Source organism: Gallintestinimicrobium propionicum, from assembly GCF_025567525.1.
In the GTDB taxonomy this organism is placed as follows: Bacteria; Bacillota; Clostridia; order Lachnospirales; family Lachnospiraceae; genus Gallintestinimicrobium; species Gallintestinimicrobium propionicum.
This window is the reverse complement of sequence record NZ_JAOQJY010000002.1, coordinates 115,796-138,573: the sequence shown is the minus strand read 5'-3', so window position 1 is coordinate 138,573 and position 22,778 is coordinate 115,796. Positions and strand designations below refer to the sequence as shown.

Genomic DNA, 22,778 nt, shown 5'->3' with positions numbered 1-22,778 from the left:
ATGCATCCGCTGCGCTTTTCTCCTGAGCGAAAGCGAGTCTGCATGGCGGACGGGAACGACAGCGTCAGGTGCAAAACAGCACGGCGGCTGACCGTCCGCCCGTCCTAGTGTTCCTCTGCCGCCAGCGTCGTCTCCACGATCTTTCCGTTATCCACCTTGTAAATAATATCGCACCCCGCGATCGTCCGCAGCCTGTGCGCAATGATCACCAGCGTCTTCTTTCCATGAAAGCTCTCAATTGCCTCCATAATCGCCGTTTCCGTATCGGTATCCAGCGCACTCGTTGCCTCATCAAATACCAGAATCTCCGGATTATGATACAGCGCCCTCGCAATACCAAGACGCTGTCTCTGACCGCCGGAGAGACGCACACCCCGCTCCCCGATCTCCATATCCAGCATACCCGGCAGCTCCTTTACAAAATCCTTCAACTGGGCTTCTTCCAGCACATGCCATACGCGCTCATCATCGATATCCTCTTTTGCCACACCGAACGCTATATTTTCGCGGATCGAATCATCCGTCAGATAAATGGTCTGCGGAATGTAACCGATATGGGACAGCCAGGATGGATAATTTTCAAAAATATTTCTTCCATCGCATAAAATCTCGCCGCCCTGTACCTGCAAAAGTCCCATTAAAATATCGATTGCGGTACTCTTTCCCGCACCGGAGGGTCCCATCACACCCACCGATTTTCCAACGGGTACAAGCATCTGAGCATGATCCAGAATCACCTTGTCACTTTCGGGATAAGTATAGCTGACGTCCTCCATGCGAATCTCTTTTTTCAGCTCCATCGGAGGCGTATGGGGATCATAGTCTTTTTCATATTTTCCATGCAGACGATAGGATGTGAAGTCTACATTTTCATAAACATAATTCACGCTTGGCTCATAGAACGCAATATTGCTCATATGCGTGTTGATCCGGTTTACCGACGGCATCAAACGCATCGCCGCTACTGCAAATGCGGAAATCTGCGGCACAAGCTCCGTCATGTCCGCGCTGTTTAAAATACAGATTGCAAGATATCCCAAAATACCGCAGATGCTCAGCGTCTCCAACAGCAGACGCGGCATGTTGTTAAGTACCGCATATTCTGTCGTCAGCTTCGCGTTCTCCTGAGAATATTTTCCAAAGCTGGATGCAAAATAATGCTCTTTATTTAAAATCTTTACATCCTTGATTCCGTAAATAGACTGCAGACGCCATTTTCCCATCTGACTCTGCAACCGCTGGGAGGTCCGCCCCAGCCGGTTTAAGGTAGGCTTTAAAATTTTCAGGATTACAACCGTCGTTCCGCCCATGACCACAACAATAAAAATCGTCATCGTCGGGTTTGTTACAAGCAGCGTCACGCACAGAACCGCCGAAACCATCAGCTCCGTCGCCAGCTGGATATATTCCATCAGAGTTGTAAATACCTTCGGCACATCACCGTCAATCGTACGAAAGATCGTAGGAATGTCCGCGTTTAAATAGAATTCATAGGGACGGTTCAGATATTCCTCCAGCATGTAGCTGATCGTATTGGACTGATTTGTGTTGACAAAACGGGACTGCACATATGTCTGTAAAAGCAGATAACCGTTTTTGATAAAATAAACTGCAATGATCACACCGATCAAAAACAGCAGCCACTGATTCGGCGTATCAAAATGAATAAACCGTTCCAAAATCTGAATATACCACTTATTCAGCAGCTGATCCGGCGCCATTACGCCCTCAACCACCGGCATGATCAGACCGACGCCGATCATTTCCATCAGCGCACCGATAAAAATCATCACGCCGAGTCCCGCAACCTTCCGCTTCTGATCTTTATTCAAAATATGAAGCAGCTTTTGTAAAATCTGAACCATCCTGACCTCCAATTTTCATGCGAACCGCTTTTTCCCAAACGCTTTCCGAACCTTGCGCTTTGCAACGCCGACATAAAAGACAAAATCTTCCCGCCGCTTCTTCGCAGCCGCCTTCTCATACTCCTTCTTCGGAATCCCGTAAGGCGCAAGCGATGCAAACGGCATCTTATATTTCAACGCGATCTGAATAAACTTCTGCCGATATTTTTCTTCTGAAAGCAGGGAAAACTCCTGCATCACAAATCCATACTCGAAAATATTTAACTTTCCGTCCGTCCGACAGCTCTCCGTCAGCTGATTCTCGCTGACCCCGATACTGACAAGCGGCTCCTTACTCACCACAAACCTCGGATTCCTCTGAAGCAGACGCATATAAAATTCCACATCCACAATCCACGTCAGCTTCTCCTCATACTCCGGCGCGCCCTTCCGGTAAATCGTCGCACTCGGCGCCCCAATATAATCCCCGATATAAAGATCCCGCCAATCCTCCGAGATCATCTTCAAATGCTCATCGCTGATCGCCCGGTCAAACTCCTCTCCCGTCCGGTTTCCGACACCATCCAACATCACCTGCCGACTCCCGCAAAACGCAAGATCCGCCTCCGGATGCTCCTCCAGCATCTCTACAAACCGCGCCAGACAATCCCGATCCGTGAACCAGTCATCGTGGTGCATGATCTTGATATACTCACCCGAAGCATGCCGCACCGCCTCATTCCAGTTCCCCGTCGCGCCCTTTCTTGCCGCATTCCGAACATAAACCATCCCCGGAACATCAGCCCTACGTACAACCTCCTCCACAGACCCGTCCGGAGAATCATCCGTCACAACCACCTCGTAATCCGTAAAAGACTGCACCTTTATCGACTCCAAAAGCCGCTCTACACCAACCGGATTCTTATACGCCGGCACACAAATCGAAACCTTCACCATCCAAAACTCCTAACTGCTCTATCCAAACGCCCTTCACGCACAGGCAACAGCTCCACAGAAACGCCTTGCCCTCCTCCACGCACAGACAACTGCTCCACAGAAGCGCTTTGCCGTCCTCCACGCACAGACAACTGCTCCACAGAAGCGCTTTGCCGTCCTCCACGCAATCCCACAAATTCAGCCCTTGACCTTGATCTTGACCTTAACGCCCTTGACCTTGACCTTCCATCCGCCCGACACAGCGCCTCTTGTCCGCCCATGCAGCAGTTTTGCGGACGTTCCCGGAGACTGCGTGCTGCGACCGACACTTGGTCTGGATGCAGACAAGCGGACCGTCTCAAAACGCCGGTGCTTGGGCTGCGTACTTTGCAGCCCTACGCACCCGCTGCGTTTTGAACCGAGCGAAAGCGAGTCCGCTGCTGCACCAGACCAAATGCCGGACACAGCACGCAGACCAGGGAACCGCCCGCAAAACTGCATGCGGGCGGACAAGAGCCCTCCCTCAACGACCCAGGATGCGGTCAAAAAAGGACTTCTTCTCCGGATACATCAAATACTGGTACTCCTCCAGATGCTCCCTCAAATACACCGGATAACTCTCATCCACCGGCACAATCTGAAAATCCGTACTCCGCCCCAGAATATCCTCATGATTCCGGATCTTCTTCTTCACCTTCGACAGCGTTGCCCGATTATTATACTCCTGATGTGCCGCGCTCTTGATCTTGTATTTTACACGATCCTCCACAGACTCGTCCTTGCCGCCGCCCATATAGGAAAAATGCCAGCCGCCGTCCGCAACGCGCACCATCAGCTCCTTTTGCTTGCTGTCCCGCAGCTGCTCCGTCGTGAACCGCTTTAACATTCCATAATTACAGATCTTTGTTCCAAGCCATCTTCTGTCTTTTCCGGTAAAGCCCTCAAACTCACCCGTAATGGACAGCAGGCTTCCGGAGGTTTCTTCCATATTCAGATAACAGTAAAAATTCCGCTGCGCCAGCGCATAGATTTTGCTGCCGTCAAAATCTGCCAGAACCTTTTTTACGGCTTCCGGATTCGGGATTTCATCGACGTCAGAGAAAATGACAATATCATCGTCCTTTGCACCCTCCAAACCGCGCGCTACTGCACACTTCTGGTGACTGTCACGCATAAAAGCACTCGTATCCATCGGCGTATCATCCACAACCTTGTGAATGATTTTGTCTTCAAACTCCTGAAACATTTCCCGGTTTTCCTGGAAATATAACGGCTTTTTCTCGCCCGAAAAGGTTACAGTTGCCTCGCTGATGACAAATTTGTCCACAACATCGTTTAAAACATGCATACGCAGCTTTAAAATATCGAGCTCGTTAAAAAACTGAAAACAATCGTATACCATAACTATCTCTCCTTTATTCTTCCGGTTCAGACACGGTAATTCTGTCTTTTCCGTAATAATCCATCAGCGCCAGATTCAGCCAGTAGCCCCGGTCGCCCTCATTAGTCACATCGTCGATATACAATAAATACGGTTCCACGGAAAGCGGTGTGATCGTGATTTCCGGTTCCCCATTTGTATACAATTCCAGGCGCGCATTGTTTTCCGCTGCATACTCCGCCGCCTCACCATTTAAAATAGAACGCACGGCAGAAACGGACGTATACGTATTTTTATCCGCCGCAAAGAGGAAAATCACACCCATCGCAATCAACGTCACGGCATAAAACGCGCTCTTTGTTTCTTCCAGAAGCTCCAGCAGCCTGTAAAAAAATCCCGGTCGGGACTGCGGAAGCTGCTCGGACTGCTTTCGCTGTCCTAGCTGCTTTAGCTGCCATGCCCAACCACATCCATTGAGCAAATTAAAGAACACCAGCAAATACAGCACCACGCGCATCACATTTTTGCAGCGATCGGGTCCCTCGCTGGACGTCGCATACAACGTCGGCGTGAACATCGCGCAGAAAACGCAAAAGCTTAAAAAGACTGCATACAAGGGTTTAAAAAACTTTCCTTCTGCCTGCTTTGCCAGCCGGTAAATCGCAGGAATCAGCATTGCAAAGCCAACCAGCACCATCGGTGTCAACCATTCCGTCACATACACAATTCCCCAGTAAAATGACATGACAATCGCTTTTACCGCTCCCATACTCTCCGCCGTATCTTCCCGAATCAAATTGCCTGGTGCCAGCACGTTAAACGCAAAACCGACCAGACTGCAGACAAGCGGAAACAAAAACCAGAAACGGTTTTTCTTTTTCCGGAAAAACTCCCATGCCGTCAGCAGTACGATCAGGATCACCGACTGTAAGCCGGTCAACAGGTTTGCCCCGCCTAACAGTGCGCACAGAACGGCAGAAAGGATCATCCAGAGGATTTTCTTTGATTTCTGTTCCGATGTTTCCAGGCAAAGCAGCGCAGACACTGCAAAGAACAGAACAGCCTCCATGAATACATAATGCAGCGAGCCGTTATACCAATACAGCGCAAGCACCGGCGAAACGAAGGTCTGAAAGGTCAGGAATAAAACAGTCAGCGTACAGATTCCACGCAGATAACGGTTTTCTTTTGCCCGGCTAATGTACCGGCAAAGCACCGTATGCATCAGCACACAGATACTGCCGCCGAGCATTCCTGCCATAAGAAGAGTCGTCAGGAAATACCATTTTTCCCCGAAAACTCCGGGCGTCAGGGTCATGAGGAAAATGGAGAACCAGGTTCCCTGCCACAGCTGCCAGGTTTCCTTTGTCACGGCAAGCGCTGTTTTAAGCACTTCCCCAAAGGAATGGGTTGCATTCCATACCCTATGCGTCTCAAGACCATAAGTGAAATCATCGCAGTTCGGGAACCCATAGCGGGACAGGTATAAAACCGGCACCATGCTCGCGATAAAAACAACCAGTAGTATTCGAAAAAGCCATTTCTCAGGCTCTGTTTTCCATTGCTTCAAAATCTGCACGCCAAGCTCTCCTTTTCTCACTTCTGCTGACCGGTCAACCGTCTTTTCAGGCTTCTGACCGCGCGCCCGCCAAAATATGCCGTATAGGCTGCTTTTGCCTGGATTTCTCCCAGACGATACGCCATGCCGTCCGGCTTTTCATGATGTTTTGCAAAAAATTCGCTCTGCCCGCGGTAGGTTTCCAGCTCCTCCCGGCACGCCTGCGCATCGTAGAGCTTTCCGTCCCTGCCAAGATACTCAAATCCTGTATAAATATTCTGCTCCGAAGCCCAGTAACCATTCGAAACATTGTGACGCGCCCAGTATTTCGGCGCAATCACCTTCTGCACCGTCTCCGACGTAAACGCCGGGAAGCAGGCAAAGGAAGAGTTGGAAATAATCAGGTAACGCGCGTTTTTGACTGTCACATAATCCCCGTGCACCGGAAAATGATATGCCGGAATACCTGGTAAAAGCTTATGTGCCATCGTCACATCGTCCGTCACGATCATAAATTCCATGTCACTGCGGATTTTTTTCATCTGTGCCATCCCATCCGTCCAGTATTTTTTCCGTAAAAACAATGCCGGTTCGGACGCATATTCCCCGCCGCGCAGGTTCAGCACGCACAGGTTATCCCTCGTATATTCGTAGGAATCAAACTCCGGCTTTACCTTCAGCCATTCCTTTAACTGCTCCCGGTTCGTTGCAAAATAGCTTTCTGCCTGCAGATTTCCCATCAGGAGCGTGCCGTCTTCTACATCGAAAACGCCCCGGTCTTCTCCCGCCACATAGCAGCCGTGCTCCAGATCATGCCGGCAGGCGCCCGTGTAGATCCGTTCTTCTTTTTCCTCATAAACGCGTGTAAAATCTTCCGGTTTTGCTTCTTCTCCCATCCAGAGATCCAGAAAGGGCTCGGAATTGTTTCCGGTCAGACCGTTTAACAGGATTTCCTTTCCGGGTACGCCGAATGAAGTTTTTTTCTGTTCCGCAATACTGCGGGCTGTCACATAACAAAACAGCCGGTTGCCAAGCCCCTGCCCCTGCAGGATCTGCGTTCCTATCATAACATTCCTCTCTATTTTCCAAACGATGCCATCAGACAACCTATCGCTCAAAATCATCGCTGATTTACTGCAAAAATCCCGGATATTACACCCGAATCATTTCATCCGTATAAATATCGCAGCAGTCGCGCCCGTTCATCCATTTTTCCGGCGCAATCACGAGCTTGTCCTTGCCATTATCCAGCCACGCGCCCCACCAGGAAAAGGAGCTGTTCGCCAGAATGTGGTTTTTACAGCAGCTCATCAGGTACAAATCCTGCTCTCCCGCCTGCTCGCTGTTTCCCTCCACCGGGACAAATTCCGAACCGCAAAAATGCTCCTTCGTCCACTCCATATCATTGGAAAACAGGAAAAATTTCACATCCGGCTTTCTTTTTCGGATCTCTGCGACCGCGCGACGGTAGTAATCCAGATCGCAGATTCCGCCAAACAGCGCCTGATTGGCAGGTGTGAGGTAATCGCCCCGTCGGATGTGGACACTCACTGACTCACATTCCTTCATCTGCTGCTCCATTGCTGCCGATTCTTTTGTCAGAGTAAGATTTCGGAATGTGAATGCTTCCCGCACCTGATCTTTGATATCGGCAAAATACCGTTCCGTCTGAAAATATCCCAACAGCAGGGCTGGCTCGCGCCGCAGTATCTCCGGATCGTAATTGCACGACGCTTCCCGGTAGGACAAATCCTTCCTGCCGCACAGCAGCCGCCTGGCACGATGGAGGGGACTCATACTGGAATCGGTGATCTGCTCATACTCCTGTTTCGTCATGCGCTCATAGGAAACACCGAATACAGAAAGCTGATTGACCCGCTGCTTTTCCTGTGCTCCATAACAGGTTACGTCGTCGATTCTGACGTCTTTTCCCATTGATTTCAATTTTAAATACAGGGCATACTCAAACATCTGATTGCCCAGGCCACCCGAAAGCTGCACTCCTACCATAGTTTCTGTTCCTTTGAATAAAATTTTCTACCTCTGTCTCCGATTCGCCATCGCAACCTTGATCGGAATCAGGAAAGAATCATTCAGTCTCATCGCTGCCCGGTACAATATCGGTGACTTCAAAAACAGCTTCATTTTCCGGTATTCCTGACTGCTCGCCTGGGGAATCCCATAGACTGCTGCATAGCAGTCTTTTCCTGCTTCTATTTTCTGCTGCAAAAATGCCTTATGTTCTTTTTTCTTTGGATCCTGGCTTCTGCAGACCGCCGTATAGAATAACAGCAGTCTTTTATATAAAAAATAATCCTGCAAAAGTGCCAGATCCTCCCTACCGATCTCCCGTAAAAACGCACTGCGCTCATAAAAATTCGGAATCAGATCATTGAAGGTCTTCTCGTTCAGGCCGATATTCGTGGTGCTCGTCGTCCGACTGCACACATAATTGTACATTGCCCAGTCCAGATACACGCTGCGCTTCGATTTTGCCAACAGTCGGATGGTAAAATACATATCCTCATACAGGCTTTTGGGGAATCTCAGTCCGTCGCTCAACGAACGTTTCCAAAGCTTGTTCCAGACCGCCGTCTGAATCAGCCACGCTTCGTCCTCTTCCAGATATTTTTCCAAAAGCTCCTGCCCTTCAAACACCGCTGCCATCGGCGAGGACAAATCCACCCTTCGGTTTTCGTAAATTTTCCGATACCGGCAGACCGCAAGATCGGCGTCCTGCTCCATCATCGCCGCCAGCAGTGTCTCATACATCTGCGGCTCAATCCAGTCGTCGCCGTCCACAAAGGTCAGGTAATCGCCTTTTGCCTCCAAAAGTCCGGTGTTGCGCGCGCTGTAGGCTCCACCATTTCTTTGATGGACAACCCGCACCCGCCCATCCTTTTTTGCATATTCATCGCAGATGCGTTCACTTCCATCCGTTGAACCGTCATCTATCAAAAGGACTTCGAGATTTTGATAGGTCGAAGAAAGAATCGAATCCACCGCTTTGGGCAGATATTCCCGGATATTGTAAACCGTCACAATGACCGAAATCAGCCCGGTCTGCTCGCCTTTCTTTTGCTTTTCCGGCTGATACTGTTCCAATTTGCGCATGGGTTCTTGTTCCTCCTTCCTTCTCCTTGCTCCAAAAATGTCTCTGCTCCGACGGTTGCTGTCCCTTTTAATCGCAGCAGCGCTGTTTCTCAGTTCCCTGCCTTACGGTTTCCTATATTCCTGCTCCAGCCAGTCCTCAAACCGCAGAATGTGCCAGATCTGCTTACGCCAGATTCCACGCTGTGTAAAATCCTTCCACAGCCGCGTCACCATTTCCGGGTCAAAATAACCTTCCCGACGGATTTTATCCTCCTTTAACAGACTCTCTGCCCAGGCGTAGAGCTCCGGCTCCTTTAACCATTTCTGGATCGGGATCGAAAACCCCTTTTTCGGACGTTCCATCAGCTCCCTGGGCACATGGCGGTACAAAACGTCCCGCAATACAAGCTTGCCTCTGCCGTTTTCCCATTTCATCCACACCGGCAAACTCCATGCAAACTCCACAACGTCCTTGTCCAGCATCGGCACACGGCTTTCCAGTGAGACTGCCATTGCCGTCCGATCCACCTTTACCAGAATATCATCCGGATGGTACATCAGCAGATCCATCAGCATCAGATTGTGCTGCACATCCGCCAGGTATCCGCTTTCGTAGGTTTCAAAAATGCTCCTCGCGCTTCCTCTTTCTTTTGCAATCTTTCCAAGAAACGGCTCGGAAAGATCAGAGCGCGCATACAGCTCTTCTGCATTATGCGCCGATAATAACATGCCCCGGATCTGGTTCGTTTCCTTTTTGGAAAATGGTCCGTCCGTCAGAAAATATCCTGCCGCACTGCGCACAGGCTGCGGAATTTTCCGGATTTTATTCCACGCGTTCGTGATCGACTGATAGGTTCCGTATCCGCAAAACAGCTCATCCCCGCCATCGCCGCTCAAGGAAACCGTCACATGCTCCCGCGTCAGCTTGCTGACCAGATAGGTCGGGATCTGGGAGGAATCTGCAAAGGGTTCCCCAAACATGTGGCTCAATTTGGGCAGAACTGCTTTTGCATCCTGCTCCGTAATAGTCAGCTGCGTATGCTCTGTCCCCAGATGCGCAGCGATGGCAGCAGCAGCCTCCGCTTCATTGTAGGCGGCATCCTCCATCCCAATTGTGAAGGTTTTAACCTTCCGGTCAGAAATCGACTGCATCAGGGAAACGACAGTAGAGCTGTCGATTCCTGCTGACAAAAATGCTCCCAGCGGCACGTCTGCCATCATCTGACCGCGGATGCTCTCCGTTAAAAGCCGTTCCAGCTCTTCCGATGCTTCCTGCCTGCTTCCGGTAAAGGGCTGCTCCTGTCCTTTTTTTGCAGTTTCTGCCATTGACCAGTAGGTTTCGATCCTCCAGTCCCGATAGGGCTTTTCCAGACGCAGGATTTTTCCCGGCTCTAGCTTATAAATACCCTCATAAATCGAATACGGTGCCGGAATATATCCGTGGATCAAATACAAATCCAGCACGTCTTTATTTATTTTCCCGCAGAAATCAGGCAGCGCTGCGATGGCCGTCAGCTCGGAGGCAAACACAAAGCTCCCGTTCACCAGCCCATAATACAGCGGTTTTTCCCCAACTCTGTCCCGCAACAGCCAGAGCTGTTCTTCTTTCCTGTCATAAAGTGCGATGGCAAACATACCCTTGCACAGACAGATCCCCTCTTTTACGCCATAGGCTTCCAGAGCTTCGAGTAAAATCTCCGTATCCGAGCTTCCATGCAGCGCTCCCAAAAGTCCTTCCCTGCGCAGCTTTTTTTCTACCTCCCGGCAGTTATAGATTTCGCCATTGTAGGAAATCACAAACCGTCCGCTATGGGAAACCATGGGCTGTGCACCGCCCGGCGACAGATCCAGAATGGAAAGTCTCCGATGTCCCAACGTCACGTCCTGACTGTCGTTACACCAGCTGCCCTCTGCATCAGGTCCGCGGCTTATCAGCTGCTCTTTCATCCGTTCCATATCCTCCCGCCAGGTTTTCTGACGGTTGCAAAATCCTGCAATTCCGCACATCGGGACAGCCTCCTTTCTTTCAGTCTGCGACCTCCGGTGCCCAGTTTTCTTCTTCGATATCCTTTCGGCAGCTTGCCTCTGCCTCGCTCTGCTTCTGCTGATACAGCTTCCAGGCGCTGTCCCAGCTTTCGTATCCCTGCACGCTGCGTCTGTCCGGCAGCTCGTAATGACTGTCCAGATACTGTCGCAAAAACTCCGTGCACTTTCCTTCGCCGAGGGCGTTTACATGTCCGCCGTAATCATAAAAATCCGTCGAAAAATCCAGCCCAATCTCATCAATATGCTGATTGAAATCCAATACCGGATAGCCAGCGGCTTCAATCCGTTCTGTCAGGTCGTTGAACTTCATCCGCGCCTCTTTTTCCATCCCATACGGCGACAGGATAAACAGCGCGTCCTTGCCGGTCGAATCGATATAGGAAAGCAGATCATCCAAAACCACTAACTGCTCTTTGGCAGGCTCCATTTTTTCTGTCACATCAGAATAATCCGTCCAGTCCACCGGGCCCACTCCCGTTTTGATTTCCAGACCCTTTAACAGATTTTTCTTTTCATAGCGCCAGCACGCCAGCTGATCCGGCAAAAAAAACGTTTTCCAGTTGGAATGATATTTGAAAATATCAAAATAGTAGGTGTAGCGTTCGCTCCTGTCGCTGACGAGCGTATTGATTGCATCCACACGGTTTTTTGAATATTTCAGGTTATCTGTCACCCCGCGCGTGAATATCATCGTATCCTCCCATTCCTCGTCCGGCATGGAAAACATCCGCATCTCAATGATAAACAGCGACGGATCCTGGGTTTTTTGCGCCTCTTTGAGCAAATATTTGATCGCTTTGGGGCGCTGGTTATTTGTCGAGAGCGGATACGCTGCAATGCCGCTTTTCCCGTAGAGCGCAGGCGCGCTGTAATAAGGATACACCGGGCTCGAGCCCACCAGGATCGCATCAATCGTATTTTCTTTTTCCGCATAAAATCCGGTAAAACGGTCCTTTACATCCCCGTTTGTCCGGATGATGTAGGTCACCGTCACCAGAAGCCAAAGGAAAACGGCCAGAAAAACAACCGCTTTCAGTGCCTGTTTTTTTGTCATTGTAATCTCCACTTTGCATACGAGCCTGCGCTGCGTATGCAGTCCCGCCGGACACGTCTGACGGTCCGGTCAGTCGTATCACACCTTGAAATTCTGATAAATAAATTCGGACGCGCTGTAACCCGGTCCGTATTTTCCCAGCAAAATCACATAAAACAGCAGCGCATACAGTGCGATCCAGCGCAGCCAGATCGGCTTTTTCTCCAGGGTAACGCGCATATCCTCTTTCTGGTTATGGATCGTAACCCATGCAGAGAACAGAATCGAAACCGCCAGAATCATCAGCTCTGTCCAATCCAGTCCCAGGCCCGACAACACGCCGTCTCTAAACAGCTGCAGTCCAACCCCCGATACGCCCCGTCCAAGCACCCGAAGGGCATCCGGAACCGTCGCGCTTCTGAAAAAGACAAGTCCGATCATGACAAGGAAAAAGGTGCGCACGCGCTGAAACAGGATAAATCCTTTCTTATCCTTTTCGATATGAAAAAAGGCTCTCCACTTTACAAACAGCGGCTCCATCAGCTTGCCGGAAACGATATAAAACCAGTGCAGCAGACCGCAGCCGATGATAAACGTCCACGCGCCGCCGTGCCAGTATCCGATGGTAAACCACAAAATCAGCATGGCGAGAAACGTCGTCGCCTGCTTCGCGCCTTTTTTGCCGAGTTTTCCTTTCAGCTTCTTGGGAAGATTCATGAAAAACTTCGTCCGAAGCAGCGGATAAAACAGATAGTTTTTCAGCCAGTCGCCCAGGCTGATATGCCATCTTCTCCAGTATTCCTCGATGCTTCTCGATAAAAACGGCGCAGAAAAGTTTTCCGGCAGCCGGATACCGAAGCACTCGGAGATACCCAGCACAATATCCATACAACCATCGAAATCGGTGTAAAGCTGCATCGTAAAGGCTGCCGCACCCACCCAGATCGAAACGCCGCTGTACTTTTCATAGTTGTTAAAAATTTCATTTGCCAGGATCGCCGTCCGCTCGGAAATGACCAGTTTTTTGAAAAATCCCAGGATCATCCGCTGCATGCCGAACGTCACATTCCGGTAATCCAGCTTGTGTCCGGTATACATCTGTTTTTCCATGTCGCTGTATTTCATGATCGGGCCGGAAATCATCGTCGGGAAGTAGCAGCAAAACAGCAGCAGCTTTCCATAGTTGCGCTGTACCGGTCCGATTTCATAATAGACATCGAACAGATATCCCAGAAGGGTCAGCGTGTAGAACGAAATTCCCATGGGCGCCAGCAGCCCCAGATGGAAGAATTTCAGCGTGCACAACAGACCGACACAAAAAAGGACAGCACAAATAAGAGCAGCCAGTTTTTTCTTCTGCTCTTTTGTCCTGTCTATCAAAATAGCTGCGCCCCAGACAGCTCCTACAGCTGCCATCGGGTACAGAATCAAATACCACGCATGGCTGTCACGCACCTCTGCCGATGTCAAAAAGTATCCGATGCTCAGAAGCAGCAAAAGCGGCCACTGCACCTTTTTCGGAACCAGATAATACAACAGCAGTGCAAGTGCAAACAGACACAGGAAGTAAAAGGAAGTAATACTCATCCTTCACCAGCTCCCGGTTTCAGACCTTCTGCAGAATGATATCTGCCATTTCGCCTACATTTTTCATCGTTACGATCTGTCCCATGGAAAACTTGATGCCAAACTCGCTCTCTACAGCCGCCATCAGGTTGATATGCTCCAGGGAGTCCCAGCCGTCGATATCCTCTGCAGTCGTGCCTTCGTCAACCGTAATGTCTTCCTCGTCAAATACATCCCGGAATACTTCGTTTAAACGTTCAAAAACTTCTTCTCTGCTCATTTATAAACCCTATCTGTCTGATCAGATTCCTTTCTGCGTCGCTTGTTTTTCTTTCGTACTCTCGTTCACTCTCGAGCCCGCGCTGGCGCGCTTCCCCGCCTGCTTCGCAGGCTGCTCGTTCGCTAATGGCACGAGAAAAACAAATGCCGCCTTCGGCGTCGCTTGTTTTTCTTTTGTGCTCATTACATTATAGCATGTCCCCATGTATTATACCAGTTTCTTTTTTCCGGCGACTTTCTGAAAGTAGTCTGCCCACTCCTGGTTGACCTTTTCCGGAAGGTATTCTGCCTGAAGCTTCGCTGCATTTTTTCCCATTTGCTGCATCAGATCAGGATTTTCCAAAAGTCTTGTCAGTCTGTCTGCCAGCGCATCCGAATCGTCCACGGGTACTAAAAATCCGTTTTCTCCATCACGGATCAGATCCTTTGGACCGCCGCAGGGGCAGTCCGTCGAAATACAGGCTGTGCCCAGCGACATCGCTTCGATCAGGGTGTTGGGCATTCCCTCCGTAAAGGAGGTCAGCACAAACGCATAAGCCTTTTCCAGTTTTTCCGGGACATCCGTGATTCTGCCCGGCAGCAAAATCCGCTCTGACATGTCAAGGCTTCTGACCTCTTCTGTCAGCTCTCTGCGCAGCGGTCCGTCTCCGTACAGAATCAGGCGCGCGTCCGGGAATCGCTCTGCAATTTTACAAAATGCCCGGATTGCCATTCTCTGGTTTTTATTTTCGTCCATCCGTCCGACTGCAACAATATCCTGAGGGCGGTCGTCCTCATACCGTGGCCGAACAAATGCCGGATTCAGGGAATTTTTCAGAATCACGCATTTTTTCTGCAGCGACGGTTGAAAAAAACGCACTGCATCCGCCGTCTGCATCACGATTCCGTCTGCCGCGTAAAACAGTGTTTTTGCAAACAGACGCATCCCCTTCGTCGGATACTCCTCCGTAGGCTCCGCCACAACGGAAACCACAACCTTCGTCGGCAAAAAAGCATTCGCCAAAAGTGCCATAAAATTATTTTTTCCAATCGTAGACAGCACGACATCCGCATGGATTTCTCTGAAGATCCTGCGCAGCTTCCGGTAGCGTCGAAACAGGTTCGCGATCCGACCGCCCTCTTCCTCCGGCGTCAGGTCGGAGATCACGCGGCGTATCCCTGCAGGCAGCTCGTATTCATTTTCTTTTTTGTACTGCGTTACCATCGTCACATTGCAGCCCTGCTCCAGAAAGTAGGTCGCAAGGTTGACAAAAACGCGCTCGGCGCCTCCTTTTTTCAGGGAGCCGATATAAAATGCAACACTGCCCATAATTTCCTCCTAAAGACTTTCTTCCGCAGTCCATTGTCCATCCGGCGCATGTCTGCGAGTCATCGAGCGGTCTGCATCCCTTTGCAGTCGGCAGACTCGCTTTCGCTCGGTTCAAAACGCAGCGGTCGCATAAGGCTGCAAAAGACGCAGCCTAAGCGCCGGCGTTTTGAGACGGTCTGCCGATCTTTGCAAAGGGATGCAGACCGCTCGCTGCTTCGCAGCATTGCGCCTGGATGGACAGGACTCTGCGGAAGAAAGGTGTGTTCTCGTGCGTGATGCCCCGCTCCCCGAATGCGCCGTAAGGCGCGTTTGGGGAGCGGGGATAAAGCTTCCTTTTGGCAAATGCGTAGTTTCTTTCAAACCGTTTGGTTTGTGAAAGCCTCGCGATCGCCCGTTGGGCGGATGCTCGGCATTTCGGATGTTTTCCTCTATGCCGGTTGGCTCTGTCCCGCCGGTATAGCATAGACCTACTTTTCGGCAGTCAATATCTCAGCCCGGCAGGTACAGTGACGCCCGTTGGGCGGAGTGCAAAGCCATATGCCGTGCAGGACCATTTAAAAACGACGGTGTTTATGCTGCGTCTTTTGCAGCATTATGCACCGCTTCGTTTTTACTGAGCGAGAGCGCGTACTGCAGGCATTGGCTTCGCATAACGTCCTGCGGACGGCACTGTTGCTGCCGGGCGGGCTGGGACGGCGCTGTTGCTGCCGGGCGGCAGACTCACACCTACAAATAGCGTTCTGCCCATTGCTGGAAGATGAAGAACGCCCAGATGATCCGGGAGTAATTGCTTCCGGTGTAGGCTCCGCCGTCCCCGGCGCCGAGCCAGTCTGTAATTAGCTTCGCGGTTGCATCTGCGTTAAACAGCCCCTGTTGTTTCAGGAAAGCTGGTGACGCGTAGTCGGTCAGCTTATTCTTGAGTGGTCCTCTCAGCCATTTGTCCAGCGGGACAGAAAACCCTGTCTTTTTACGATCCAGTAATTCCCGCGGAATATAGTCGTAAGCGATCTCTTTTAAAATATATTTCTGGCAGCCGTTGTGATCCTTAAAGGAATGGGGCAGCCGGAAGGAGTATTCCATCACCCTCTGATCCAGGATCGGGCATCTGGCTTCCAGCGAATATTTCATGGAAGCGCGATCCACCTTGCAGAGAATATCCCCCGGCAGGTAGGTGTCCATGTCCAGAAGCATCCGGCGGATCTGCCAGTTTTTCACCTTATAATCCAGCTCACGGTCAAAGCGCACCTGATCCGTTCCAGTCAGGTTTTTCATACAGGCTAAATATTTATCCGAACATAACTGCGTTTTATAACGTTTATCCCGGTTTTGTGCAATTGTCCTTACGGAAAATGGTAAACGTCCCAGCAGGTTTGCCTGTTTGAGTCCGGGCAGCTGGGAAATACCGTAAACCAAAGCGCCCGCTGCGTCGAGCTTCTGCGCCTGTCCGAGTTTCTGGTACATCTGGTAGCCGCAGAAAAATTCATCGCCGCCATCGCCGGAGAGTGCGACCGTCACCTGTTTTCTGGCGAGCGCCGATACGAGCATCGTCGGGATTTCCGAAGAATCTGCCATGGGTTCATCAAAATACTGCGGAATGCTCTCCACCAGCTCCAGCATCTGTTTTTCACTGATGATTTCTTCTGTATGCTGCGTGCCAAGATGCTTTGCCACCGCCGATGCATAACCGGATTCGTCGTACTGCTTTTCTTCAAAGCCAATGGAAAAGGTTTTGACCGGAGCCTCGCTTGCCTCCTGTGCCATGGCTGTCATCAGGGAGGAATCGTAGCCGCCGCTTAAAAAAGTACCCAGCGGGACGTCCGCCTCCATCCGGCTCTTCACGGATTTCTGTAAAATTGCCTTTAGCTCTGCCTTTGCCTGAGAAAAATCTGTGACCGGATCCGCGATTCCTTTTTGGTAGCTTTCTTTGATACTCCAATAGGAAAAGCACTCTCTTTTCTTCTGCCCATTGTCAGGCTGCAGGCGAAAACGGAGAATGGTTCCCGGGCACAGCTTTTTTACCTGTTCAAATATCGTATCCGGCTCCGGGATATACTGCTGGTACAAAAAGACCGGTAAAATATCCGGATTCAGCTTCCGATCAAAGCCCGGGCACGCCAGGATCGGCTTTAACTCTGAGGCAAAGACCAGATTTTCCCCGTCCTCCCAGTAATAGAGAGGCTTCTTGCCGATGCGGTCCCGCACAAGATATACTTCCTGCGCATCCCGGTCATACAGGGCGATCGCAAACATTCCGTTAAAGCGGGAAACGCAGTCGATGCCCCATTTTTCATAGGCAGCCAGAATGACCTCCGTATCACACTGGGAGCGGAACGGATACCCGGAAAGCTCTTTTTTCAGCTCCTGGAAATTGTAGATTTCTCCGTTAAAAACGACGCTGACCCGTTTATCCGCCGCGTGCATCGGCTGATGCCCCAGTGGGGAAAGATCCATGATGGAAAGCCGACGCTGTGCAAAGCCAACCGCATATCCGCCTGCCGCATCATAAATTTCCGCTCCAGAGTCGTTTGGCCCGCGGTGGTACATCGTATCGTTCATCGCGGTCAGATCCTCCAGCGTAATCCGCCTTTTGCTGATAAATCCGCTGATTCCGCACATAATGCTTTACCTGTTCCTTTCGGGAATCAGAGATGCCTCCAGAAATTCATCCTTAAATTCGCAGAAATCCTTGCACTCGTTGTTGATGCTGTCGATCATTTCGTTATATTTTTCCTGGATCAGCACCGCATAGTTGTCCCGGTTATCGTAGCCCTTCTTGCTCCATGCAAAGGGATGCGTCAGAATCTGCACCTTGTCATAGCCGGTGATATTGGCTTCATCAGGATAGCCGTAGCGCCAGATATGGTTGGCGTCGGACATATATTTTACCTTCAGGGGCGTCTGGTCGGTCACTTTTTCTGCAAAGGTGAAAAACTCGTCCTGGTATGCATTCAGGATTCCCGGCAGCTTGATGTTTTCGCGCAGCACATCCGGAGACGGACGGTGTACAGAAAACTGTGTAATCGGAAAACCGAACATTTCAGAAAGGATATCCATTTCCTTTTTGATCTGATGGCGAACCTCCTGCATGTCGGTCAGACCGTTTAACGCATAGTGCAGTCCGATCACATGGCCGCGTTCATGCATGTCCTTGATCAGATCCTGATTGCGTCTGGATAAAATATTATAGGAATTGTTCGTCCACTGGAAAAAGAAGGTCGACGTAAAATCCATGCTGCTCTCCACCTTTGCCAGTGCATAGGCACGATCCACGCTGTACTCCACATCATGGCGCATGATGACAAATTTATCTGCCGTAAGTGCCTCTTCGTACCCTGCCTGATTACCGGTAGACTGAATGATTCTGATAATTTCTTTATAATCTTCGTAGGAAAACATTGTCCTTACCTCCATTGTCTGCAGTCTTATCTGTTCTTTTTGCAGCATTCCTGCAGATACGTCTGCCACTGCTCAAATACCGCATCCTCGTTGGCTCTTTCACTGATCTTGCGCGCCTCTCTGCCGAGCCGCTCTGCAAGCTCTCTGTCCTCAATGAGGCGCAGGATGCCGTCTGTCATCGCCTTTTCATCCATGATCGGTACAAGCAGACCATTTACCCCATCTTCGATCAGGGTTTTTGGACCGCCGCAGGGACAGTCTGTAGAAACCACCGGAAGTCCCAGTGCCATCGCTTCCATCAGCGCATTGGGCAGTCCTTCCCAGTCAGAGGAAAAAGCGTACAGCGCAGCGTCTGCCAGATCCTTTTCCAGCGTATTGCTGCCGCCCATCAGCTTTACAAAATCCTCCGCATGATTTTCATGAATAATGGATTCCAGAATCTCCTTTGTACCGTCCTTGGAATCCGGTCCGTAAATTTTGAGTGCATAATCCGGATGCTTTTCATGAACCTTCAAAAAAGCCCGGATCAGCATCGGCTGATTCTTAAAGTCTACCAGACGGCCAGACTGAACAACATCCTTTGTCCGTACAGCCGGCTCCGGAACACCAACGTATTTCGGATTCAGCGGATTTAAAATAATTCTGGAATTTTCCTGTAAATACGGTGCAAAAAAGGCTTTTGCGCCCTCTGTCTGGAACACGCAGCCCGCCGCATGAGGAAACAGAAGCGGGATCCGAAGCTTGTCCGCTTTTTTATCATAGTGTCCCACCGGATCGGTACGCACGGAAATCACGACCGGGATACCCGTCCCGATTCCTGCCGCCAGCGCACGGTACAATACGCCCCGGGTAAAGGCAACGACGACGTCCGGCTTTTCTTTTTTCATAAAACGGCGCAGATACCAGATACGGCGCAGCATCTTGCTGATCCTGCTGCGGTTTTCGTCTTCTTTCGTCAGTCCGACATGAACTCTGCGGACTTTCTGATCCAGTGCAAATTCGTCCGTTCCGTACCATTCTGTCGCAATGACAACCTCATAGCCCTCCTTTGCAAAACGGTTCGCCAGATTACTCACCACGCGCTCCGCCCCGCCCTGCTGCAGGCTGTTTAAATGAAATGCAATTTTCTGCATCGGAATGTTTCTCCTGTTTTTCTCATGAAACAGAATCCTGCTCTGCAGGATTCTCATTTTGTCAGTGTCCCCGTAGTGTATCACATTTTGGAAAGCCCTGCAATCTGCAGGATTTTGTCCCGGTATGCCCTGTCGTCAAACTGATCTGCGCGCTCCTTTGCACATCTGGAAAGCTCCTGCAGCTTCGCTTCCTCTGTCAGCAGCTCTTCCAGAAGAGCCGCCAGTTGTTTTTCTTCCTCTGTAATTTCGTTTGGATCCAGATTTTTCTGATCGTCCATCACCGGAATCAGAATCCCGTAACGTTCCCGAAGCACTTCCTGTTTTCCAACGACGTCCTCAAACCGGTCGGACAGAATCTCTGCGGGACCGCTCATACAGTTGGAAAAAACAGCAGGGAGCCTGCAGCTCATCGCCTCAACCAACGCGTTTGGAAAGCCCTCCATGCTGGAGGTTCCAACATAAAGACTGCCCGCTGACAGCCATGGAAATGGATTCTTCTGAAGTCCCGCAAAGCAGACCCGGTCAGCAATTCCCAGCTTTTCTGCCAGTTCTTTATATTCTGAAAAAGAACCGTCCCCGATGATACACAGCATCGCCTCCGGCACTTTTTCCCGGATCAAATACAGGCATTTGATCAGATGCCAGAATTCCTTGCAGTCATCCTCACGCCCCATGCTGACGATCACCTTTTTCCCGGTAAAATCGGGCATGTCCTCAGTTTTTTTTGCTGCATTTTCTGCGATCTGACTGCCATCGTAAGGATTGTACAACACCTCTGTATTTTCGATTCCCAGTTTTTCCTTTAACTCATGAGCAATCACCTCCGAACAGCAGATCACCTGATCGGAGCGCTTTGCAAACAGCTTTAACTTCGATGGGTTGTCCATATCCATATAGCTGCGGATTCCCGTCCAGATCTGCCCCCGCACCGGTGTCAGGACGTTAATCAGGTTCGCTGTCGGGCCAAAGCTGTAGGTCAGATCAGGACGCAGCTTTTTCTTTAGCTTCCGAAGCCTTACCGTTCTTTTTACGACATTGACCATTTTTTTCAGCTTCCCGTCCTGTGCCGGAACATCCAGGTTTACAACAGAAAGTCCGCTTATATCATATGCAATATCTGCATCCGAAAACATGGCGATCGTCACTTCAAAATCATTCCTCAGAATCCGCGCTGTCCGCACGCAGACCCGCTCGAAGCCACCCTGATGCAGCATGGGTACAACCAGAAGGAGCCTTGGTTTTACCTGTTCCATAAGCCGTCTCCTTTCCCGGTACGATAAAAAGCTTCCAGCTCTTTTGCCTGTTCCTTTGCATCAAATCCGGCTTTGCGGATTTCCGGCATGCGGCTGAACCGCTCTTTCTGGCGTTCCAAAAGCGCAAGGGCTGCCTGTGCCCAGCTCTCTGCAGAATCCTTTAAGCTTTTGGACTCCACCAGCTCTGTCAGGGCAACCTCCTGTGTAATCGTATCCGACATCAGACACGGAAGCCCTGCAGCCTGCGCTTCCAGCACCGTTCCGGGCAGTCCCTCATACAGAGAAGGGAAAATAAACAGATCCATCGCCTGATAATAATCCTGCGGATTTCCCTGATTTCCGAGGAACTGAACGCTTTCTGTAATTCCAAGCTCTGCCGCCTTCTGCTTTGCAGGTTCCATGCATCCGCCCTCGCCGAGCAAAATCAGCTGCGCATCCGGACGGCTCTTTTTGATCTGTGCAAAAACCTCCAGCAAAAACAGGTGGTTTTTCATCTCATTAAAACGCCCCACATGCCCGACTGTCAGACAATTGCCCAACTCCAGTTTTTGCCGCATCTGTGCACGCATCTGGTCGTTATAGGAAAACTTATCCACTTCGATCGCATTCGGCACCACATGGACAGCTCCCTGCGCCCACGCCTTTTCCCCGAAAACTGCTTTTCCGGCAAGCTTGGAGCACGCCAGGCAGACGTCCGTTTTTTTCCAGAGATTTTTACGCATCCACTTCGTCATCATCCCTTTGATGCCGCCTTCTGTACCCGCGCTTCTGGCATGGGCTGCCGTCAGGGCGATTTTCGCACGCTTCGCTTCCGGCAGATAAATCGACGCAGTACTCGTCATATGCCCGTGCACACAGGCATACCCGGGATGTTCTTTAAAAAAGCTGCGCCACGCTGTCCGATACGGGATCCAGTTATAGACCTGAAACCGCGGCAGTCGGTAAATGTGTCCGCCAAGCGCTTCAATCTCTTCGTCAAAATATCCTTTTTTTGAGGTGTGCACTGCAAAATCAAACTGCACCCTCTCACGGTCGATATTCCGGTATAAATCCATAACCCGGCTTTCTGCCCCGCCGAGTCCCGTTGTTCCCAGCACCTGTAATACCCGAATCGGTTCTTTCATACGCTTCTGGTTCCTTTTTCTTTTTCTAATTTGCACGCCGATGCCTTTCCATCCGCTTATGCGTGCTGGTTCTTTAATCGGCCAAGCCGCGCGGCAAGCCCTTTTCCGAACGCCAGCACATATTCCCGGATACGCGCTGTCATGCACTGTGGCTTTGCTTCCAGCTTAAAAAAATCGGAATACGGCACAATGTTTTCCCTGTTTGCGTCAATCATCTCTTCGTAGGCTTTCAGCTCCGCTACCGTGGAATGGTTGGCATGAATAACGATCGTCGTCATTCCCTCCCGATCAGAAAATGCGTATTTCCGCAAAAAGGCAATCGGTAAAAAAGTCATTTCACTGCGCACATACGGCAAATCTCCAAACCCGTCCGTCACATGGGTAAACCCGAGCGCTTTGAGCGCACGCAGTGTCGTTTTGTCAAAGGTATGGCCCGGCGCCATGAACAGCTTCGTCTCGATGCCGCGATCCAAGAGCTTTTTCTGTCCGCTTTCCAGAAGCTGGTACTGCTCCTCATAGCTTTTCCCCGCAAACTCCGACTGGGCATTCAACGGGAAGCTCCCGCCTCTTTTTGTTGTATACACATGATGGCAGCCGTGCATGGAAAGGGTCCAGCCTTTTTCCTGCAGCTCCTGCATTTTTTTCCAGAACGCTTCCCGTGCCGGATCCACCGACAGCTTCGGATCAAGATTGTCCGGTACAATGCCCAACAGCGGATAGCAGCCATAGCGTTCAAACAGTTGTTCAAAGGCTTCAAAGCTTTTCCAGTCCATATCCGGTGTAATATCATCCATTCGAAATGCGATTTTCATACTCTTTTCCTTTTC

At 50.5% G+C, this 22,778-nt stretch carries 21 protein-coding genes; all 21 read right to left on the bottom strand.

The genetic code is table 11. From position 1 onward, the window contains the following. Positions 1 to 104: 104 nt before the first annotated feature. Positions 105 to 1,865, bottom strand: coding sequence for an ABC transporter ATP-binding protein (locus OCV62_RS02700; RefSeq protein WP_021915003.1), 1,761 nt, complete (start codon positions 1,863 to 1,865; stop codon positions 105 to 107). A 15-nt stretch (positions 1,866 to 1,880) separates the two neighbouring features. Next, positions 1,881 to 2,801, bottom strand: a complete 921-nt coding sequence (locus OCV62_RS02695) for a glycosyltransferase family 2 protein (protein ID WP_262585003.1) — start codon at positions 2,799 to 2,801, stop codon at positions 1,881 to 1,883. Further along, positions 2,767 to 2,964 carry a hypothetical protein gene (locus OCV62_RS02690; RefSeq protein WP_262585001.1) on the bottom strand — a complete coding sequence of 66 codons (198 nt, stop codon included), beginning with the start codon at positions 2,962 to 2,964 and terminating at the stop codon, positions 2,767 to 2,769. The genes OCV62_RS02695 and OCV62_RS02690 overlap by 35 nt, the downstream gene beginning before the upstream one ends. A 14-nt stretch (positions 2,965 to 2,978) precedes the next feature. Continuing rightward, complete coding sequence (locus OCV62_RS02685) at positions 2,979 to 3,128, bottom strand: hypothetical protein (RefSeq protein ID WP_262585000.1); 150 nt, start codon at positions 3,126 to 3,128, stop codon at positions 2,979 to 2,981. Between the two features lie 175 nt (positions 3,129 to 3,303). Beyond that, positions 3,304 to 4,182 (bottom strand): glycosyltransferase family 17 protein, encoded by an 879-nt coding sequence (locus OCV62_RS02680; protein ID WP_021915001.1) that lies wholly within the window; start codon positions 4,180 to 4,182, stop codon positions 3,304 to 3,306. A 13-nt stretch (positions 4,183 to 4,195) separates the two neighbouring features. Beyond that, complete coding sequence (locus OCV62_RS02675) at positions 4,196 to 5,740, bottom strand: DUF6056 family protein (RefSeq protein WP_262584999.1); 1,545 nt, start codon at positions 5,738 to 5,740, stop codon at positions 4,196 to 4,198. A 17-nt stretch (positions 5,741 to 5,757) separates the two neighbouring features. Continuing rightward, the gene (locus OCV62_RS02670) at positions 5,758 to 6,786 is read right to left on the bottom strand and encodes an O-fucosyltransferase family protein (RefSeq protein WP_262584998.1); all 1,029 of its coding nucleotides are present in this window, start codon (positions 6,784 to 6,786) and stop codon (positions 5,758 to 5,760) included. Between the two features lie 85 nt (positions 6,787 to 6,871). After that, positions 6,872 to 7,729, bottom strand: a complete 858-nt coding sequence (locus tag OCV62_RS02665) for an alpha-1,2-fucosyltransferase (protein WP_262584997.1) — start codon at positions 7,727 to 7,729, stop codon at positions 6,872 to 6,874. Between the two features lie 27 nt (positions 7,730 to 7,756). Beyond that, the gene (locus OCV62_RS02660; RefSeq protein WP_262584996.1) at positions 7,757 to 8,833 is read right to left on the bottom strand and encodes a glycosyltransferase family 2 protein; all 1,077 of its coding nucleotides are present in this window, start codon (positions 8,831 to 8,833) and stop codon (positions 7,757 to 7,759) included. 102 nt (positions 8,834 to 8,935) lie between these two features. Then, positions 8,936 to 10,819: an asparagine synthase (glutamine-hydrolyzing) gene (gene asnB / locus OCV62_RS02655; protein ID WP_262584995.1), complete on the bottom strand. Its 1,884-nt coding sequence runs from the start codon at positions 10,817 to 10,819 to the stop codon at positions 8,936 to 8,938. 19 nt (positions 10,820 to 10,838) lie between these two features. Next, complete coding sequence (locus OCV62_RS02650) at positions 10,839 to 11,912, bottom strand: SGNH/GDSL hydrolase family protein (RefSeq protein ID WP_262584994.1); 1,074 nt, start codon at positions 11,910 to 11,912, stop codon at positions 10,839 to 10,841. Positions 11,913 to 11,990: 78 nt separating this feature from the next. Continuing rightward, a complete protein-coding gene (locus tag OCV62_RS02645; RefSeq protein WP_262584993.1) occupies positions 11,991 to 13,478 on the bottom strand; it encodes an MBOAT family O-acyltransferase in 1,488 nt (495 codons plus the stop codon). A 19-nt stretch (positions 13,479 to 13,497) separates the two neighbouring features. Further along, positions 13,498 to 13,737 carry an acyl carrier protein gene (locus OCV62_RS02640; protein WP_021914993.1) on the bottom strand — a complete coding sequence of 80 codons (240 nt, stop codon included), beginning with the start codon at positions 13,735 to 13,737 and terminating at the stop codon, positions 13,498 to 13,500. Between the two features lie 21 nt (positions 13,738 to 13,758). Next, positions 13,759 to 13,920, bottom strand: coding sequence for a hypothetical protein (locus tag OCV62_RS02635; RefSeq protein ID WP_262584992.1), 162 nt, complete (start codon positions 13,918 to 13,920; stop codon positions 13,759 to 13,761). A 24-nt stretch (positions 13,921 to 13,944) separates the two neighbouring features. Further along, positions 13,945 to 15,045, bottom strand: a complete 1,101-nt coding sequence (locus OCV62_RS02630) for a glycosyltransferase family 4 protein (RefSeq protein ID WP_262584991.1) — start codon at positions 15,043 to 15,045, stop codon at positions 13,945 to 13,947. 726 nt (positions 15,046 to 15,771) lie between these two features. Beyond that, positions 15,772 to 17,661 carry an asparagine synthase (glutamine-hydrolyzing) gene (gene asnB / locus OCV62_RS02625; protein ID WP_262584990.1) on the bottom strand — a complete coding sequence of 630 codons (1,890 nt, stop codon included), beginning with the start codon at positions 17,659 to 17,661 and terminating at the stop codon, positions 15,772 to 15,774. Between the two features lie 6 nt (positions 17,662 to 17,667). Beyond that, positions 17,668 to 18,456: a polysaccharide deacetylase family protein gene (locus OCV62_RS02620; protein WP_262584989.1), complete on the bottom strand. Its 789-nt coding sequence runs from the start codon at positions 18,454 to 18,456 to the stop codon at positions 17,668 to 17,670. Positions 18,457 to 18,467: 11 nt separating this feature from the next. After that, positions 18,468 to 19,574 carry a glycosyltransferase gene (locus tag OCV62_RS02615; RefSeq protein ID WP_262584988.1) on the bottom strand — a complete coding sequence of 369 codons (1,107 nt, stop codon included), beginning with the start codon at positions 19,572 to 19,574 and terminating at the stop codon, positions 18,468 to 18,470. An 80-nt stretch (positions 19,575 to 19,654) separates the two neighbouring features. Further along, entirely contained in the window at positions 19,655 to 20,827 is a 1,173-nt protein-coding gene (locus tag OCV62_RS02610; RefSeq protein WP_262584986.1) for a glycosyltransferase, read from the bottom strand. Then, complete coding sequence (locus OCV62_RS02605) at positions 20,815 to 21,951, bottom strand: glycosyltransferase family 1 protein (protein ID WP_262584985.1); 1,137 nt, start codon at positions 21,949 to 21,951, stop codon at positions 20,815 to 20,817. Before OCV62_RS02605 ends, OCV62_RS02610 begins: the two co-directional genes overlap by 13 nt. 56 nt (positions 21,952 to 22,007) lie before the next feature. Further along, positions 22,008 to 22,763: a DUF2334 domain-containing protein gene (locus OCV62_RS02600; RefSeq protein ID WP_262584984.1), complete on the bottom strand. Its 756-nt coding sequence runs from the start codon at positions 22,761 to 22,763 to the stop codon at positions 22,008 to 22,010. Positions 22,764 to 22,778: the final 15 nt, after the last annotated feature.